This window comes from Vibrio sp. JZG120, assembly GCF_053890955.1.
Map to the genome: position 1 here is coordinate 174,062 of NZ_JBSRRK010000010.1, position 17,677 is coordinate 191,738.

15 protein-coding genes and 5 tRNA genes are annotated in these 17,677 nt (G+C 46.2%); 2 read left to right on the plus strand and 18 right to left on the minus strand.

Going from position 1 to position 17,677, the window contains the following annotated elements; all coding sequences use genetic code 11:
- Positions 1-58: 58 nt before the first annotated feature.
- The 8 genes from ACWPOD_RS18800 to leuS all read right to left on the minus strand — a co-directional run bounded on the left by ACWPOD_RS18800 (position 59) and on the right by leuS (position 9,103).
- The gene (locus ACWPOD_RS18800; RefSeq protein WP_456232129.1) at positions 59-862 is read right to left on the minus strand and encodes a septal ring lytic transglycosylase RlpA family protein; all 804 of its coding nucleotides are present in this window, start codon (positions 860-862) and stop codon (positions 59-61) included.
- 2 nt (positions 863-864) lie between these two features.
- Entirely contained in the window at positions 865-1,986 is a 1,122-nt protein-coding gene (rodA, locus tag ACWPOD_RS18805; protein ID WP_005391317.1) for a rod shape-determining protein RodA, read from the minus strand.
- Positions 1,986-3,902 (minus strand): penicillin-binding protein 2, encoded by a 1,917-nt coding sequence (mrdA, locus tag ACWPOD_RS18810; protein ID WP_005391316.1) that lies wholly within the window; start codon positions 3,900-3,902, stop codon positions 1,986-1,988. The genes rodA and mrdA overlap by 1 nt, the downstream gene beginning before the upstream one ends.
- 29 nt (positions 3,903-3,931) lie before the next feature.
- Positions 3,932-4,402, minus strand: a complete 471-nt coding sequence (rlmH, locus tag ACWPOD_RS18815) for a 23S rRNA (pseudouridine(1915)-N(3))-methyltransferase RlmH (RefSeq protein WP_017821762.1) — start codon at positions 4,400-4,402, stop codon at positions 3,932-3,934.
- 4 nt (positions 4,403-4,406) lie between these two features.
- Positions 4,407-4,724, minus strand: a complete 318-nt coding sequence (gene rsfS, locus ACWPOD_RS18820) for a ribosome silencing factor (RefSeq protein WP_005373015.1) — start codon at positions 4,722-4,724, stop codon at positions 4,407-4,409.
- 88 nt (positions 4,725-4,812) lie between these two features.
- On the minus strand, positions 4,813-5,832 hold the full coding sequence (gene holA / locus ACWPOD_RS18825; RefSeq protein ID WP_167426827.1) for a DNA polymerase III subunit delta: 1,020 nt from the start codon (positions 5,830-5,832) through the stop codon (positions 4,813-4,815).
- 5 nt (positions 5,833-5,837) lie between these two features.
- The gene (locus ACWPOD_RS18830) at positions 5,838-6,377 is read right to left on the minus strand and encodes an LPS-assembly lipoprotein LptE (protein ID WP_005373019.1); all 540 of its coding nucleotides are present in this window, start codon (positions 6,375-6,377) and stop codon (positions 5,838-5,840) included.
- Between the two features lie 152 nt (positions 6,378-6,529).
- Positions 6,530-9,103, minus strand: coding sequence for a leucine--tRNA ligase (gene leuS, locus ACWPOD_RS18835; protein ID WP_005391313.1), 2,574 nt, complete (start codon positions 9,101-9,103; stop codon positions 6,530-6,532).
- Positions 9,104-9,256: 153 nt separating this feature from the next.
- Between leuS and ACWPOD_RS18840 the strand changes: the two genes are divergently transcribed.
- The gene (locus tag ACWPOD_RS18840; RefSeq protein ID WP_005373024.1) at positions 9,257-9,727 is read left to right on the plus strand and encodes a zinc ribbon-containing protein; all 471 of its coding nucleotides are present in this window, start codon (positions 9,257-9,259) and stop codon (positions 9,725-9,727) included.
- An 84-nt stretch (positions 9,728-9,811) separates the two neighbouring features.
- Here the strand turns inward: ACWPOD_RS18840 and lnt are convergent, their stop codons facing one another.
- From lnt to miaB, 5 genes are all read right to left on the minus strand, one after another.
- A complete protein-coding gene (gene lnt, locus ACWPOD_RS18845; RefSeq protein ID WP_109169985.1) occupies positions 9,812-11,329 on the minus strand; it encodes an apolipoprotein N-acyltransferase in 1,518 nt (505 codons plus the stop codon).
- A gap of 33 nt (positions 11,330-11,362) precedes the next feature.
- Positions 11,363-12,262 carry a CNNM family magnesium/cobalt transport protein CorC gene (gene corC / locus ACWPOD_RS18850; RefSeq protein ID WP_005384118.1) on the minus strand — a complete coding sequence of 300 codons (900 nt, stop codon included), beginning with the start codon at positions 12,260-12,262 and terminating at the stop codon, positions 11,363-11,365.
- Positions 12,263-12,367: 105 nt separating this feature from the next.
- Entirely contained in the window at positions 12,368-12,832 is a 465-nt protein-coding gene (gene ybeY, locus ACWPOD_RS18855; RefSeq protein WP_005391311.1) for an rRNA maturation RNase YbeY, read from the minus strand.
- A gap of 2 nt (positions 12,833-12,834) precedes the next feature.
- The gene (locus ACWPOD_RS18860) at positions 12,835-13,932 is read right to left on the minus strand and encodes a PhoH family protein (RefSeq protein WP_005373033.1); all 1,098 of its coding nucleotides are present in this window, start codon (positions 13,930-13,932) and stop codon (positions 12,835-12,837) included.
- Between the two features lie 73 nt (positions 13,933-14,005).
- Positions 14,006-15,430, minus strand: coding sequence for a tRNA (N6-isopentenyl adenosine(37)-C2)-methylthiotransferase MiaB (miaB, locus tag ACWPOD_RS18865; RefSeq protein ID WP_005391310.1), 1,425 nt, complete (start codon positions 15,428-15,430; stop codon positions 14,006-14,008).
- Positions 15,431-15,687: 257 nt separating this feature from the next.
- On the opposite strand from miaB, the gene ACWPOD_RS18870 reads away from it, so the two are divergent.
- Positions 15,688-16,866: a 2-octaprenyl-3-methyl-6-methoxy-1,4-benzoquinol hydroxylase gene (locus tag ACWPOD_RS18870; protein ID WP_167426826.1), complete on the plus strand. Its 1,179-nt coding sequence runs from the start codon at positions 15,688-15,690 to the stop codon at positions 16,864-16,866.
- Positions 16,867-17,001: 135 nt separating this feature from the next.
- Here the strand turns inward: ACWPOD_RS18870 and ACWPOD_RS18875 are convergent.
- The 5 genes from ACWPOD_RS18875 to ACWPOD_RS18895 all read right to left on the minus strand — a co-directional run bounded on the left by ACWPOD_RS18875 (position 17,002) and on the right by ACWPOD_RS18895 (position 17,580).
- Positions 17,002-17,086 (minus strand) — tRNA-Leu (locus tag ACWPOD_RS18875).
- Between the two features lie 53 nt (positions 17,087-17,139).
- Positions 17,140-17,214, minus strand: a tRNA-Gln gene (locus ACWPOD_RS18880).
- A gap of 50 nt (positions 17,215-17,264) precedes the next feature.
- Positions 17,265-17,349 (minus strand) — tRNA-Leu (locus ACWPOD_RS18885).
- Between the two features lie 29 nt (positions 17,350-17,378).
- Positions 17,379-17,463, minus strand: a tRNA-Leu gene (locus tag ACWPOD_RS18890).
- A gap of 40 nt (positions 17,464-17,503) precedes the next feature.
- Positions 17,504-17,580: transfer RNA gene (locus tag ACWPOD_RS18895), tRNA-Met, on the minus strand.
- Between the last annotated feature and the right edge of the window lie 97 nt (positions 17,581-17,677).

Sequence of the window (17,677 nt, forward strand, 5' to 3'; positions counted from 1 at the left end):
TCTTATCAGAATCCCCAGCTATGTAAGAGGGGATCGAGGAGAAATTCATGACACTAGGTCATTTGGCAGTGTTGTGTTTTTTAATAAATGCAGACGAATAGCCGAGCAACTTTACTTTATCTAGAGTGGCTTGCGTCAGGGAATAGTCAGTAAATGGCCCTAACAACAAGCGATAAGACTCTTTCGCATTTTCTAGGAAAGTTTCTGTATCCAATTTTTGACCAAGCTCGGTGCCTAAAGTTCGCGCGCGCTCTTCATTTTTTGATGATGCCACTTGAATAACGTACTTAGGGTGCGCTTCTAATGACTTTTTGTCCGTGGGCTGATTGATACTGATCACTTCAATTTCCACGTTCGCGGTGCCTGTTTTTATGACATCTAACTTATGTGCGGCGGCATAGCTTAAATCGATAATACGGCCATCGTGAAAAGGACCTCGGTCATTAACTCGTACTACGGTGGTTTTGCCGTTGTCAGTATTGGTAACTTTTACGTAACTTGGTAACGGTAGCGTTTTATGCGCCGCTGTCATTGAGTACATGTCATAGATTTCGCCATTAGAAGTCAAATGACCTTGGAACTTCTTCCCATACCAAGATGCGTGGCCTTTTTCTTTAAAGCCTTTGGCATCGCGAACTATTTTGTAGTCTTTGCCACGCAAGTGGTAATCCTTGTTGCCACCTAGGCTGTACGGTTCATATTTAGGGTGCGCATCCTCGATGTGTTCGACTGAAAGCGGTGTATCCGGTGCAACATCGGATTCGAGTTCGTAACGGCCTTCTTGTTCTTTTTGGCTAGTTGATGAACAGCCTGCCAAAATAAGAGCAGAGAAAACCAAGGAATATAAAGCGCGTTTTTGCATGTCTAGGTCGCCTTAGAGAATGCTTTTCGGTGCGTATGAATTGACATCAGAATACCAAAGCCAGCCATCAAGGTTACCATTGATGTGCCGCCATAACTAATGAGTGGCAACGGTACACCTACTACAGGTAGGATGCCACTTACCATGCCAATATTTACAAAAATATACACGAAGAAGCTGAGTACAATACTGCCTGCCATCATTCGTCCAAATGCAGTTTGCGCTTGGCTGGCGAGGTATAAACCTCTTCCAATAATAAATAGATAGATGGCTAAAAGGCAAAGGAAGCCAATCATACCCCATTCTTCAGCAATTACTGCAAAGATAAAGTCAGTGTGTCGTTCAGGAAGAAATTCCAGTTGTGATTGAGTGCCTTGCAACCAACCTTTGCCTGAAATACCACCAGAGCCAATCGCGATTTTACTTTGGATAATGTGGTAGCCCGCACCAAGCGGATCTGACTCTGGGTTAAACAGAGTACGTACGCGAACTTTTTGGTATTCGCGCATCAAGAAGAACCACAAAATCGGAATGAAACCACCGAGTGCGATGGCGGCACCAGCGATGATTTTCCAACTAATGCCCGCGAGGAAGATAACAAAAATACCGGAAGCGGCGATTAGAATAGAGGTCCCTAAGTCAGGCTGTTTTGCAATGAGGATGGTTGGCAAGCAGACCATAATCAGTGCAACGATGAGTGTTTTTAGCGTTGGCGGAAGGGGTTGTCGACCTACATAGCGTGCCACCATTAATGGCACCGCGAGCTTCAATAACTCGGAAGGTTGAAAGCGCACAAAACCGAGGTTAAGCCAACGCTGTGCGCCTTTAGATGCTTCACCGAAAAACAGCACGCCAAAGAGCAGTATGACGCCGCCGACGAACATCAAAGGTGCCAGGCTCTCGTAGGTTCGTGGAGAAAGCTGCGCAAGAACGATCATCACAACGAGTGAAAGCACCATCCGCATAGCTTGGCGATCCATCATCAGTAAACTTTGGCCACTAGCGCTGTACATGATCACGAGGCCAAACCCCATCAGGGCCAATATGCCAAGTAGGAGTGGTAAGTCGATATGGAAGCGTTCAAACAGGGCGCGATTTTTACCTGTAGAGGGATCCATCTTCATTACTGTTTTACCTCTTTCTTCGCATTGTTTTCAGGCTCAATTTCTTCTGGGCCTAGAACGACTCGGTCAAAAATTTTCCTTACTACTGGGGCACCGTTGCTAGAACCACCGCCGGCGTTTTCTAGCACTACAGTGACGACCACTTTAGGATCATCAAATGGTGCAAAGCCAGTAAATAACGCATGGTCACGTAAGTGCTCGGCGATCTCATCTGCGTTGTACTCTTCGTTTTCACCCAGACCGAAGACTTGCGCAGTACCTGATTTACCCGCTGTTTGATAACTCATTTTGTAGAATGAGCGGCGAGCTGTTCCGCGCGTGCCATGGTTTACACGACGCATGCCTTCTTTCGCCATATCCCAGTACTTTTTCGGTACATTCTTGATTGGCGGGTAAGTCACGTATTCTGTTGTTTGTTGTTCTTCGAAGTCGTTGCCGTTCTCTATCGTCGCTTTGAGCAAGTGAGGTGCGATCACTTCTCCCTCATTTACTAATACGGAGGTCGCTTTGGCGATTTGCATTGGTGTTGCTGTCCAATAACCTTGACCGATACCCACAGGGATCGTATCGCCTTTGTACCACGGGGTTTTATGGCGAGACATTTTCCAGTCACGAGTCGGCATATTCGCCTTACTTTCTTCGTAGATATCGATGCCAGTGTAATCACCAAAACCGAACATCATCATCCAATTCGAAATACGGTCAATACCCATGTCATAAGCGATTTGATAGTAGAAGGTATCAACAGACTCTTCGATCGACTTAATGATATCGACGCGTCCGTGCCCCCAACGCAACCAGTCACGGAATGGGCGAGTGTTGGAGTTTGGTATGCGCCAATAACCAGGATCATTTCGCGTGGTGTTAGGTGTGACGACACCTTCTTGCAGCGCGGCTACCGCCATAAATGGTTTGATGGTAGACGCAGGTGGGTAAATGCCAAGTGTGGTACGGTTGACCAAAGGACGGTTTTTATCGTTCAAAAGGGCGCGATAGTCTTTACCCGAGATTCCGTGCACGAACGAGTTAGGGTCGTAGCTAGGGCTTGAAACCATAGCCAGCACGCCGTTGTCTCTAGGATCGATCACTACAGCACTGCCTCTGCGGCCATCCAATAATTGGTGTACGTACAGCTGCAAGTTGATATCAAGGTTTAAAACGATGTCTTTTCCGGGGACAGGTGGAACGTACTTTAACGTACGAATCACGCGGCCGCGGCTGTTTACTTCGACTTCTTGATACCCGGCCGTACCGTGTAAGAGGTCTTCGTAGTATTTTTCGATACCCAGCTTACCAATGTCGCGAGTGGCTTGATAGTTTGCGTCTTTTTCTTCTCGGATCAGGCGCTGCATGTCGCGATCATTGATTCGAGAAACGTAACCAATCACGTGGGTTAAGACTTCGCTGAAAGGGTAATAGCGCTTTAAGGTCGCGCTTATTTCTACACCAGGAAAGCGGTACTGATTGACGGAGAATACCGCTACTTGTTTTTCGTTCAGTTGGGTAAGCAGTGGGACCGACTTAAATCGACGAGTCCGTTTACGCTCTTGGTGGAAACGTTCAATCTGATCTGGGGTAATTTCCAGAATGGTTTGTAGTTCTTGGATGGTTGCATCAATGTCTTTAATTTTTTCTGGAGTCAGTTCTAAGTTAAAGACGGGACGGTTCTCTGCCAGTAAAACACCATTTCGGTCATAAATCAGACCTCGGTTGGGCGCGATAGGAACCACTTTGATACGGTTATCGTTCGAGCGGGTTTGATAATCTTGAAACTGGTTCACCTGAATGTTGTACATATTGGCGACCAGAGCTCCCATCAAGAGAACAATGCCGATAAAAGCGACAATAGCGCGGCTGGCAAACAGACGCGCTTCGGCTTGATAATCTCGGATTTGACTGCGGCGCTTACGAATCATTAACGCTTGGCTCTAAAGTTAAACAACGATTATTCGCGGTGGTAAGGATGGTTCGCGGTGATGCTCCACGCTCGGTATAAGCTTTCTGCCATTACGATACGCACTAAAGGGTGCGGTAGCGTTAAGGCAGACAATGACCAGCTTTGGTCTGCTGCAGCTTTGCATGCAGGAGCGAGTCCTTCAGGACCGCCGATTAAGATTGATACATCACGGCCATCTAATTTCCAAGCTTCTAACTGCTCAGCGAGTTGAGGAGTATCCCATTTTTTACCTGGGATATCTAACGTGACGATACGGTTGCCTTTTGGTACCGCAGCGAGCATCGCTTCCCCTTCTTTTTGCAGGATACGAGCGATATCGGCATTTTTTCCACGTTTGCCAGCAGATATTTCAATCAACTCCAATGGCATATCATGTGGGAAACGGCGACGATATTCTTGAAAGCCTTCCTCAACCCATTTTGGCATTTTTGTGCCAACAGCAATTAGTTGAATTTTCAAAAGATTAACCCCAGAGTTTTTCTAGCTGGTAGAGTTCGCGGTGCTCTTCTTGCATCACGTGAAGCATGGCGTCGCCCATATCTAGGACTACCCATTCACCTTCGTTTTCACCTTCCATTCCTAGTGGCTCAAGACCGGCTTTTTTCACTTCTGTTGCAACGTGGTCAGCGATGGATGAAACGTGGCGTTTGGATGTGCCAGTACAGATGATCATGTAATCTGTAACGCTTGATTTATCTTCCACATTTAGGACGATAATGTCTTCCGCTTTCATGTCGTCGGCTTTATCAGCTAAAAAGTCTTTCAGTTCTTCGCGAAGCACTCGGTTTTCCTCGGTTTGTCTCTTATCTCTACAGTGTTTTACATTCTTGCTTGCAAAACAGGTCGCGCACTATATCACGCTTTGATTTTTAAATTGCCAGCTTAATATCAGGAGAGCAGGTTTCTAAGCTCAACTGATGAATAGTTGGCCATACAGACTCGTCATATTGAGTTTTGGCTTTTATCTCTGCTTGAGCCAACAAGGAGAGCAATGCACAAATACGACTCGCCGATAAGCGGGTCAGTGCTGCGTTATAGAGTGGACGCTTGTTTTGCCAAACTCGATATTTCTCAAATACCTGGTTCATTCCCATTTGAGTTAAGTCTTGATGCATATTTAAAAGTTGGCTCAACTCTTTTTGTACACTTCGAATCAAGATCACGGTCTCGACCCCTTCCGCCTCAAGTTGGCGAAGAATACGTTGTGCACGGTTTGCTTTACCTGCCAGTAAGGCGTCGATCCAGTTAAACGTAGTAAAGTGATTATGGCGACTTAGGGCTTCCTCTAAACGTATGATGGTCAGCTCACCATCTGGGTAGAGTAGGGCCAATTTCTCTAAGCTTTGTGACAATGCAAACAGGTTACCTTCATGCCATTGAGCCAACATTTGCAGTGATTGTTGATCGGGTTTTAGGCCCAACGTGCGGCAACGTGCGTGAATGAACATAGGTAAGCGTTGTAGATCTGGCGACAAACAGCTTACCCAGTCGCCTTTTGAGCTTAATGCTTTGAACCATTTCGCATTTTCTTGGGCTTTGGTCAGTTTGCTACCAACAATGACGAGCATGATGTCATCATGCAGCATATCACACAGTGTTTGCAGCTCTTTGCTGACGGCGGTTGTCACGCCACTCTCTGGAATTTCAAGCTCGATCAATTGACGGTTTGAGAACAGGCTCATCGCTTGGAAGCAATCGTAAACTTGATTCCAGTCGATGCTTGCGTCTACCGCAAAACGGTGTTTTTCCTCAAAACCTTGTTGAAACGCTGCCTTTTGGATTGCTTGGCGGCTCTCTTGAATCAGTAACGGCTCATTACCAAAGATTAGGTAAACTTGTTTAACGTGTTTAGTTAAATGATCCGTTAATTTATCGGCATAAATTCGCATAGTGATTAAGAGTTTGTGTTCGCTGGCTCAGAGATTTGTCCTGCTTCATATTCGGCACGAATACGGCCCAACTGGCGCATCATCTGTTTTGCAGCTTGCAAGCGCATCTCGTCTTCAATTACGTCACGTTCAACAGATTTTGCGAGTGCCGTCAACGGGTTGTCTAGGTAGTTGCGGTTTACTGTTGTCGTAAAGTTTTTAGAGCCATAGCCAGGAATCGTCACACGGTATTTTACTACGTATGTCAGCTCTTTTTCTGCTGCACGGCTATTTTGATACAGAGACAGTGTACGCTCATCGATAGTCGCTTCCGTCAAATGAAGGTTGGGTACCGTCGATGATGGTTGAACAAGTTCAACTTTGTTCAGTTCGAGTTGAGAGCGAACATAGCGAGTTAATTCACTGTATTCATCGTAGCTGGAGAAAGACATAGTGTGCAGCTCTTCCGGTACGGAATACTCGCCGCGAAGGTGAAAACCACAGGCAGAAAGAAGCCCCGCTAATACCAATACCACTGGTAGTTTAATCAAAGAGAAAAAGCGCATTGATTGTATTCATCCTAAATTGAAGGGGTTATTTACCTTAAACCACTCATGTGAATGGTTTGAGGTAAATAAACAGGGTAGCGAACTACCCTGTTTAATGACTCTTGGTTAACAAATAAGTTCGCTAAACAGAGACAAATTGCAAGCTGTGATTAGTTTGCAACGATGTTCAGCAGTTTACCTGGAACGTAAATGACTTTACGAATAGTCAGGCCATCAGTGAACTTAACCACGTTTTCGTCGTTTAGACCAAGCTGTTCGATATCGTCTTTAGAGATATCCGCTGGGACTGTTAGCTTCGCACGTAGCTTACCGTTAACTTGAACAACGATAGTTTTTTCGTCTTCAACTAGCGCTTTTTCGTCAAACGTCGGCCATGCCGCGTTATCAATGTCTGTTTCACCTAGTGCTGCCCATAGCTCGTATGAGATATGCGGAGTGATAGGGTAAAGCATGACAACAATAGCTTTCAGTGCTTCGTCAAGGATTGCACGATCTTGCGCAGATTCTTGAGGCGCTTTCGCTAGTTTGTTCATCAGCTCCATGATCGCTGCGATCGCGGTGTTGAATGTTTGACGACGAGCGATATCGTCCGTCACTTTCGCGATAGTTTTGTGAACGTCACGGCGAAGTGCTTTTTGATCACCAGAAAGCGCTGCGGTATCTACTGCTTCTGCTGCGCCTTTCGCTGTGTGCTCTTTCACTAGTTTCCAAACACGTTTCAGGAAGCGATTCGCACCTTCTACGCCAGACTCTTGCCATTCAAGTGTCATGTCCGCTGGAGACGCGAACATCATGAATAGACGTACTGTGTCAGCGCCGTACTTGTCTACCATTTCTTGAGGGTCGATACCGTTGTTCTTAGACTTAGACATCTTGATCATGCCTGAGTGCGTTACATCGCGACCTTCAGTGTCTTTAGCAGAAGTAATGCGGCCTTTACCATCACGTTCAACGGCTACGTCTGTTGGAGCTACCCACTCTTTACCGCCTTTCTCGTTCTCGAAGTAGAACGCGTCTGCCAGTACCATGCCTTGACACAGTAGCTGCTTGAACGGTTCGTCAGACGTTACGTAGCCCGCGTCACGTAGCAACTTGTGGAAGAAGCGAGAGTACAGTAGGTGCATACAAGCGTGCTCGATACCGCCGATGTACTGGTCTACTGGTAGCCAGTAGTTTGCTTTTTCTGGATCTAGGATGTCGTCTGCTTGCGGTGAACAGTAACGCGCGTAGTACCAAGAAGATTCCATGAACGTATCGAACGTATCTGTCTCACGTAGAGCAGGTTCGCCGTTGAATGTGGTCTTCGCCCATTCTTTATCTGCTTTGATTGGGCTGGTTACGCCGTCCATTACCACGTCTTCTGGAAGAATCACTGGTAGTTGGTCAGCAGGTACTGGGTGAACTTCACCGTCTTCAGTCGTTACCATTGGGATTGGTGCGCCCCAGTAACGTTGACGAGATACACCCCAGTCGCGCAGACGGAAGTTTACAGTCTTAGTGCCTTTGCCTTCTGCTTCTAGCTTCGCTGCAATTGCATCGAACGCCGCTTGGAATTCTAGGCCGTCGAATTCACCTGAATCGAACAGTACACCTTTCTCTGTGTATGCCGCTTCAGAGATGTCTAGCTCGCTGCCATCAGCAGGCTTGATAACTGGCACGATGTCTAGACCGTACTTCGTTGCGAACTCGTAGTCACGTTGGTCGTGTGCAGGTACTGCCATTACCGCGCCTGTACCGTAGTCCATCAATACGAAGTTTGCTACGTATACTGGTACTTCACGGCCGTTCAATGGATGAATAGCAGTAAGGCCAGTAGCCATACCTTTCTTCTCCATTGTCGCTAGCTCAGCTTCTGCAACTTTGTTGTTCTTACATTCGTCGATAAACGCTGCAAGCTCTGGGTTGTTCTCTGCAGCAAGAGCTGCAAGAGGGTGACCAGCAGCGATGCCCACGTAAGTCACACCCATTAGCGTATCTGGACGTGTCGTGTAAACTTCTAGGTCTTGTTGACCCTTAACTTCAAACTTCAGCTCAACGCCTTCAGAGCGGCCAATCCAGTTGCGCTGCATGGTTTTCACCATTTCAGGCCAACCTTCAAGCTTGTCTAGGTCGTCTAGTAGCTCTTGAGCATATTCAGTGATTTTGATGAACCATTGAGGGATTTCTTTTTGCTCTACAGGCGTATCACAACGCCAGCAACAACCGTCTTCAACCTGCTCGTTTGCAAGAACAGTTTGGTCGTTAGGACACCAGTTAACAGAAGACGTCTTTTTGTAAACTAAACCTTTCTCGTAAAGTTTAGTGAAGAACTCTTGTTCCCAGCGGTAGTACTCCGGTGTACATGTTGCGAATTCACGGTTCCAATCGTAACCAAAGCCTAGAAGCTTAAGTTGGTTCTTCATGTATTCGATGTTTTCGTAAGTCCAAGGTGCTGGCGCAGTTTTGTTTTTTACTGCTGCGTTTTCTGCAGGTAGACCGAATGCGTCCCAACCGATTGGTTGCATCACGTTTTTGCCTTGTAGGCGTTGGAAACGAGATACTACATCACCGATAGTGTAGTTGCGCACGTGACCCATGTGCAGTCGACCACTTGGGTATGGGAACATGGATAGACAGTAGAATTTTTCTTTATTTGGGTCTTCACTTACAACAAAGGTTTTGTTGTCATCCCAGTGCTTTTGAACTTTTTGTTCAATATCTTGTGGGTTGTATTGTTCTTGCATCGATGGTATCCGTTATCTTGGAATTTGTGAGTTCGGTTAGAACAGACTTAAATAGATCGTCATAGAATACCTAAAGCTAGGGATCACAACAATAGCCAATCTGTACCCATGCGCCCTTAAGTGACGCAGGTAGGAGAAAGATGGAGGTCAGTTATGCCTAAACGTAAAACAGGTTATGAGGAAATGCTCGAGGATGTGATTGAAACCTTGAAGCACAGTCCGGAAGAAGTTAACAAAGCGATTGAGACGTCGGGCAAAGTGGTGGATGCTGCTAATGACTTGACCAAAGATGAATTAGCTTTAATCAAAGCATACCTTAAAGCAGACTTAAAAGAGTTTTCAGAGAGTTACGAGGATAGCAAAAGCGGCCCGTTTTACTTAACGATTGCGGACTCGATATGGCAAGGGTTGTTAGAGATTACAGACCGAACTAAAGTTGAGTGGGTTGAGTTGTTCGATGACTTAGAGCATCAAGGGCTATATGAAGCAGGAGAGGTGATAGGCTTAGGTACTTTGGTCTGTGATGAGTGTGGTCACAAGACAACGTATAACCACCCAACTGTAATCATTCCGTGTATTAAATGTGGTCACAAAGGCTTTACTCGCCAGTCATTAAAGCCATAAATGGCGCGTAACGACTGTATAATGCAATGAATAAAAAAGAGGCTTGGTCGCCTCTTTTTTGTCTTTTCTACTTTCAAGCTGTTATCAGCTCTGTTTTCTTCTTAAACCGAAAGCCAGCGCTAAACTTAACCCAACCCAAATATACAATGGCCAAGTACCAACGATTCGATATGGCGTTTTCCCATCGGTTGGGGTGAGCTCTGCGCGCAGTACTGCAGTTTCAAACTGCGGTACTTGCTCAACGATTTTACCCTTGTGATCGGTTACCGCTGTTAATCCATTGTTCGTCGAGCGGATGAGCGGTTTGCCTAATTCTAAGGCACGCATACGGGCGATCTCCATATGCTGAAGAGGACCGATAGAGTGACCAAACCATGCATCGTTCGAAAGCGTTAGAATGAAGTCTGTTTCGTCAGTCACATTTTGACGCACTTGCTCATTAAAGATGATCTCATAGCAAAGCGCTGGTGCCATGTGCATGCCATTCGCAACGATGTTGGGCTGCACAAAAGCCCCACGGCTAAACGACGACATCGGCAAGTTAAAGAATGGCGCTAATGGGCGCAGAATATCCTCAAATGGAACAAACTCACCAAACGGTAATAGGTGATGCTTATGGTAGCGTTCGCTCAAGTCGAAACTGTAGTCACCGTATGGTGTGATGCCAAGGGACAGAATACTGTTGTAGAACTGTCGATCCTCAGCTTGGTTGACGACACCAGTGATGATTGCGCTATTATTCATTTTTGCTGCGCTGTCAATATTGCTCAAAAATGAAGGCACTTCAATTTCAAAAGCAGGAATTGCAGCTTCTGGCCAGACGATAATATCAGCGTCCCAGTTTTCACGAGTGAGATCGGCGTATTTCATGATGGTTGGCCAACGTTGGCTTGGCAGCCACTTAAGGTTTTGGTCAACGTTACCTTGAATCAGCGCGAGCTTAGTCGTGTCTTCTGGCCGAGGTGTTACCCAATCGTAGTTTCGAATCCCAAAGCCTGTGCTGAGTAATACCGCAGGAATAATCACCATCAGCCACTGTTTATGAACCCAAGCATAGGCTAATGCCCCCGCACTAATAAGGATAAACAGAGTGAGCAGTTCCACGCCACCGATAGGCGCAAAGCTTGCTAGTGGAGCATCAATCTGGCTGTAGCCTAGCCATAGCCACGGGAAGCCGGTCATCACCCAACCACGCAACCAATCGCTGATTAGCCATAAAGCGGGCGCAGCGAGAAGCGCTTTTGTGAGCGTAAATTGAGGAAAGAGTTTGTTGTTGAGCCAAGCAAATAAGCCGGAATAAACAGCCAAGTAGGCGACAAGCAAGCCCATTAAAAATAAATTAGCAATCAGTGGCATGCCACCAAAGCCGGAGATACTGACGTACACCCAGCTAACGCCAGTTGCAAATTGACCTAACCCCCAAGCATAGCCAATCCACAGTGCGCGTTTCGGTGTTTGGTTAGCAAGAAGAATCAGTAGAATAGCTGGGCTAAGAATGGCAACAGGCCACAACTGGTAAGGTGCAAAAGCGAGCGTAGTAGAGGCGCCAACAAAAGCGGCCACTAAGGGCCGCTTGAGGCGATGAAAGAGTTCATTCATCATTATAATTTTCTGAGATTCCCAATGGGTATCGCGTTACTCTTGAGTGGCTTCAACCAGGGTTTCTTCGTCTGGGATCGTCACTTGGAGTTGAATGACACGACGGTTATCGGCAGCGGTGACTTTGAAGTTGTAACCTTCAATTTCAACCAGTTCACCACGAGAAGGTAAGTGGCCAAAGGCAGTCATGACCATGCCACCAACGGTATCTACTTCCTCATCGCTGAAGTTAGTTCCAAATGTCTCATTAAACTCTTCGATGGTTGTCAGCGCTCTGACAGCAAACGTATGCTTGCTAAGCTTACGAATGTCTGTCTCTTCGCTTTCATCGAATTCATCTTCGATATCCCCGACGATTTCTTCAAGGATATCTTCAATGGTCACAAGACCAGAAACACCACCGAATTCATCGACAACAATGGCCATATGATAACGTTCTTCACGGAACTCTTTCAGCAGTCGATCAACGCGTTTACTTTCCGGTACCACAACGGCTGGTCGAATAACTTCTTCGATATCAAATGGATTACTGCCTGAGCCTAAGTATTTAAGTAAGTCCTTCGCAAGAAGAATGCCTTCCACATGGTCTTTATCTTCGCTGATCACAGGGTAGCGAGAGTGTTGAGCATCGGTAATCAAGGCAACCAAGGTATCAAGGTCGTGAGTACGCTCAACCGTAACCATTTGCGAACGCGGGATCATAATGTCACGCACGCGCATTTCGGAGATTTCCATAACACCTTCAAGCATATCGCGGGTGTCATGGTCAATCAGGTCATTGACTTCAGAGTCACGGATAACATCCACAAGCTCTTGGCGATCTTTTGGTTCGCCCTGAAATAATTGACCTAGACGTTCAAAGAAGGACTTTCTACTCGGACCTTCTGCCTTTTCTTTCTTATCTTCGTTAGAAGAGGGAGAATTATCTTCGTTCATTGTTTCTCAATTAAGTAACGCTATCAGAAGTGTGATAGCACACATAGAGAGGCGAACACGAGAATCATTTTGGTGGTTCGCCTTTCCCTGCTGAATAGCCAATGGCTACTCTTTTTCAGCAATGTAAGGGTCTTCATAGCCCATACCTTGCATGATTTCGGTTTCGAGGGACTCCATCTCTTCGGCTTCGTCATCCTCAATATGATCATAACCTAGCAGATGCAAGCTGCCATGTACAACCATATGCGCCCAATGTGCTAACAGAGGCTTGTTCTGTTCAATTGCCTCTTTTTCAACGACTTGGCGGCAAATAATTAAGTCGCCAAGTAAATCTATTTCCATACCTGGAGGGGCTTCAAATGGAAAAGACAACACATTGGTCGGTTTATCTTTACCACGATACTCATGGTTAAGCGTGTGACTTTCTTGTTCATCCACAATGCGAATGGTGACTTCGGCTTGTGGCTGGAAGAGAGGAATCGTCTTATCTAGCCACAATTGGAAATCTTGCTGCGAAGGCAGCCCTTCTTCATTTTCGACTGCCAGTTGCAGATCAAGTTCAATCGCCATGATTATTCCTTAGTGGAAGCAACTTGTGCATTCAGTTCGGCTTTCGCTGCTTCTAATAACTTCGCATCGCGTTCTTCACGACGACGCTTCTCGAACTCTTTACGCTCTTTCTGGTCTTGTGCTTCCCACTTCTCATACGCGTTAACGATACGAGCAACCACTGGGTGACGTACAACGTCGTCTGCTAAAAAGAAGTTAAAGCTGATGTCGTCGACTTCGCTTAATACTTCAATAGCATGACGAAGACCTGATTTTGCACCACGAGGTAAGTCGATTTGCGTGACGTCACCAGTGATAACTGCGCGAGAGTTAAAACCAATACGCGTTAGGAACATCTTCATCTGCTCAACCGTGGTGTTCTGACTCTCATCAAGAATGATGAAAGCGTCGTTTAGAGTACGGCCACGCATGTAAGCAAGAGGGGCTACCTCAATCACGTTACGTTCAATCAGCTTCTCTACACGCTCAAAGCCCAACATTTCAAATAGGGCATCGTATAGCGGACGTAGGTATGGGTCGACTTTCTGGCTTAAGTCACCAGGTAGGAAGCCCAGTTTCTCACCGGCTTCAACCGCAGGGCGCGTCAATAGAATACGACGGATCTCTTGGCGCTCTAGTGCGTCAACTGCTGCAGCAACGGCAAGATAAGTTTTACCTGTACCAGCTGGGCCAATACCAAAAGAAATATCATGCGTGACCATATTAACCAAGTACTGTGCTTGGTTTGGCGTACGTGGTTTGATCACACCTTTTTTGGTTTTGACGAAGACTTCTTTACCATGCTCGATATTAGACTCAGTATTCTGCTCAAGAACACCAGACTCTTTAATCGCTAAATGGATCTGTTCAGGCTCAATGTCTGGGATCTCACCTCGTACAGGTGCGGTATCAACATACAGAGTTTTCAGGATATCTAGCGCAGCTGATGCGGTATGAGGTTTACCGACAATTGTAAAATGGTCACTACGGTGGTTAATTTCAACGCCTAGACGACGTTCTAAATGCTTGATGTTGTCATCGAATGGACCGCACAGGCTAGCAAGTCGGCGGTTGTCGGAAGGTTCTAGGTTAATTTCTAGAGTTACGATTTTATTACTCAATGTTGCCTCTCATTTTTTGCCACTTAATGAGAGCCTGATAACGACCAGGCTCTCCATGGCTATTTATACGAGCTTATGGCGTAAAAGTAGCTACACCCAGCTCATCTTCGCGACGTGTTTTCGCCATCATCTGCGTTGGGGAAATCACACTACGAAGATCCATGTCTTTTTCAGTACGTACTAGCTCACCACGCAGTGAGTTCGCAAATACGTCTACGATCTTCACATCAACGAACTGACCAATTAGGTCTGCACTACCTTCAAAGTTTACTACACGGTTGTTTTCTGTACGAGCGCGCAGTTCCATTAGGTTTTTCTTCGAAGGACCTTCAACTAGAACACGTTGTTCTGTGCCAAGCATTAAGCGAGAGTAACGCATCGCTTGAGCATTGATAGTTTGCTGTAGTTCGTAAAGGCGCTCTTTCTTCACTTGTTCTGATACATCACAAGGGTAATCCGCTGCTGGCGTACCTGGACGTGGAGAGAAGATGAAGCTGAAGCTCATGTCAAAGTCTACATCTTTGATTAGCTTCATTGTGTCTTGGAAGTCTTTGTCTGTCTCACCAGGGAAACCAACAATAAAGTCTGAACTGATTTGAATATCAGGACGAGCTTTACGCAGTTTACGGATGATCGACTTGTACTCGATAGCGGTGTGAGGGCGTTTCATCATAGTTAGGATACGGTCACTACCACTTTGCACAGGTAAGTGCAGGAAGCTCACAAGCTCAGGCGTATCTTCGTAAACCGCGATGATGTCGTCAGTGAATTCTAGCGGGTGGCTCGTTGTGAAACGAATACGGTCGATACCATCGATAGACGCAACCAAACGAAGCAGTTCTGCAAATGAACAGATTTCACCGTCGTGTGTTGGACCGCGGTACGCGTTTACGTTTTGACCCAGTAGGTTTACTTCACGTACGCCTTGTTCAGCAAGCTGTGCGATTTCGAACAGTACATCATCCATTGGACGGCTTACTTCTTCACCACGAGTGTACGGTACGACACAGTAAGTACAGTACTTCGAGCAGCCTTCCATAATAGAAACGAATGCTGTCGCACCTTCCGCACGAGGTTCTGGTAGGCGGTCGAATTTTTCGATCTCTGGGAACGAAATGTCCATAACTGGTGCGTCATCCGACTGAGATTGTTTGATCATCTCAGGTAGGCGGTGCAGAGTTTGTGGGCCAAAAATAACGTCGACGTATGGTGCACGTTCACGAATATGGTCACCTTCTTGCGTTGCTACACAACCACCTACACCGATAACTACGCCAGGTTTTTTATCTTTTAGTGTTTTCCAGCGGCCAAGCTGGTGGAAAACTTTCTCTTGCGCTTTTTCACGGATCGAACAGGTGTTAAGTAGAAGTACGTCTGCTTCCTCTGGCTCTTCCGTCAGCTCGTAGCCGTTTGCAGCATTAAGCAGGTCGGCCATTTTTGATGAATCGTATTCGTTCATCTGGCAGCCCCAGGTTTTAATTAGCAGTTTCTTACTCATCTCACTTTCGCTCGTTCAGTTGTACTTAAATTGGAGAGCTATTGCTCAAATTATAGCCGCCATCACGGCGGTAAGCGGCGTATTGTACTGCTTTAAAAAGCACCTGACTAGTGATCTGGCTAATTCTCTGCAAAGCCTGATGAAATCTAGTTTTTCGCCCTATGCAGAACAAGGTTTTTTGTTAAACAATTTTGTAAAAATAGCCATGGAAAGTACAATAAAAAACGCCAATTAATCAGCACGATGAAGAGTAAAAAATGAACAAGTATGACATCGCCGTGATCGGTGGCGGTATGGTTGGGGCAGCCGTCGCTGTTGGATTTGCCAAGCAGGGCAGAAGCGTTGTCTTGGTTGAAGGTGCAAAACCCAAAGCTTTTGATGCCGCTCAGGTGATGGATATTCGCGTATCTGCGATTTCGCACCAGTCGGTGGAGTTACTTGATTCACTCGGCGCATGGTCAGAAATTAAAAGTATGCGAGTTTGCCCTTATCGGCGTTTAGAAACTTGGGAGCACCCGGAGTGCCGTACTCGTTTTCACTCTGATGAACTGTCATTGGAGCAGCTCGGTTATATCGTTGAAAACCGCCTAATCCAATTAGGTCTTTGGCAAGTCTTCTCTCAGTATGACAATCTAACCGTGATGTGTCCCGAGCGATTAAAAGACATTGAGTTTGCAGATGTAAACCTTGTGACACTAGAAAGTGGGGCGCAGTTTGAAGCTAACTGGGTAATTGGTGCTGATGGTGCAAACTCTAAAGTTCGTCAATTGGCTGGAATTGGTGTGACTGCGTGGGATTACCGACAACACTGCATGTTGATTAACGTGAAAACAGAATTGCCACAGCAAGATATCACTTGGCAACAATTTACTCCTTCGGGCCCGCGTTCATTTTTACCTTTGTGCTCTTTGACTAATGAAGACGGTCAAGAAGTAGGCCAAGGTTCGTTGGTTTGGTATGACTCGCCAAAACGCATTAAACAATTGTGTGCGATGGGGAAGCCTCAACTAAGGGAAGAAATCTTACGTCATTTCCCTGCTGAATTGGGCGATATTGAAGTTTTACAGTTTGGCTCATTCCCACTCACTCGTCGTCATGCGCAAAGCTATTCAAGCAAAAATTGCGTGTTAGTGGGTGACTCTGCCCATACGATCAACCCACTTGCAGGGCAAGGGGTAAACTTAGGCTTCAAAGATGTAGACGTTCTCCTTTCGGTAACAGAACACCAAGAAAAGCTGGAAGATACCTTACTCGCGAAATACGAACGCGCACGTCGACCTGACAACTTACTCATGCAGACGGGCATGGACTTTTTCTATAAAGGTTTTAGCAACGATCTTGGGCCATTGAAGTTCGTACGTAATGCTGCATTGAAGCTTGCTGAAAACTCAGGGCCAATTAAGGCTCAAGTACTGAAATACGCGTTAGGTATGTAGTAAGCTACTCAAATCACAGATAGAAAAAAAGCGAGCCATGAGCTCGCTTTTTTAATTCGGCAAATCTAATGATTTCCCGAGTCCAGAACCAAAAAAAGAAAAAACCCAGCAAAATCATGCTGGGTTTTCCGATAATGGTGCGGAAGGAGAGACTTGAACTCTCACACCTTGCGGCGCCAGAACCTAAATCTGGTGCGTCTACCAATTCCGCCACTTCCGCAACTTAATCTATAGATATCAAGATAATTGGTAAAATCTCAATATCGTTGTATATGGCAGGGCTACCTGGATTCGAACCAGGGAATGGCGGCATCAAAAGCCGCTGCCTTACCGCTTGGCGATAGCCCTACAGCGTAAATAGTCAAAGACTACTTAACCTCTCTTATCGAGAGAAAGAATGGTGCGGAAGGAGAGACTTGAACTCTCACACCTTACGGCGCCAGAACCTAAATCTGGTGCGTCTACCAATTCCGCCACTTCCGCGTATTCTGATAGTGTAGATTAATTTAAGATGGTGCGGAAGGAGAGACTTGAACTCTCACACCTTGCGGCGCCAGAACCTAAATCTGGTGCGTCTACCAATTCCGCCACTTCCGCATCTATTCCTAATTGCTCTGATAAAAAGAACACTTAGGAATGGTGGCTACGACGGGATTCGAACCTGTGACCCCATCATTATGAGTGATGTGCTCTAACCAGCTGAGCTACGTAGCCATTTTAAACTTTTTATCAAGAATGGTGCGGAAGGAGAGACTTGAACTCTCACACCTTGCGGCGCCAGAACCTAAATCTGGTGCGTCTACCAATTCCG